1 protein-coding gene is annotated in these 325 nt (G+C 50.5%); it reads left to right on the forward strand.

Annotated features, from left to right (window positions below; all coding sequences use genetic code 11):
* Positions 1 to 15 precede the first annotated feature (15 nt).
* The coding region (locus EE949_RS08355; protein ID WP_122663872.1) for a ferritin-like domain-containing protein at positions 16 to 325 on the forward strand (310 nt) is incomplete at its 3' end.

Genomic DNA, 325 nt, shown 5'->3' on the forward strand with positions numbered 1-325 from the left:
GACACGAGGTTTCCGATGAGCACATCCAAAAAAAACACGATCAACGACCTTTTCATTCATGAGCTTTCTGACATCTACAGCGCCGAAAAACAGATCCTGAAGGGACTGTCGAAGATGGCACGTGCATCGACCAATCCGACATTGGCGCAGGCGTTCGAGTCGCACAGAGAAGAGACTCAGGGGCAGATCGAACGCATAGATCAAGTGATCGTGATGACTGAGTTGAAGCTCAAACGGATGAAGTGCATTGCCATGGAGGGATTGATCGAGGAGAGCAAGGAGCTGATCGACGAAATTGAAAAGGGCCCGGTACTTGATGCGGGAC

Origin of the sequence: Pseudomonas viridiflava, from assembly GCF_900602065.1 — a bacterium.
Lineage (GTDB): Bacteria > Pseudomonadota > Gammaproteobacteria > Pseudomonadales > Pseudomonadaceae > Aquipseudomonas.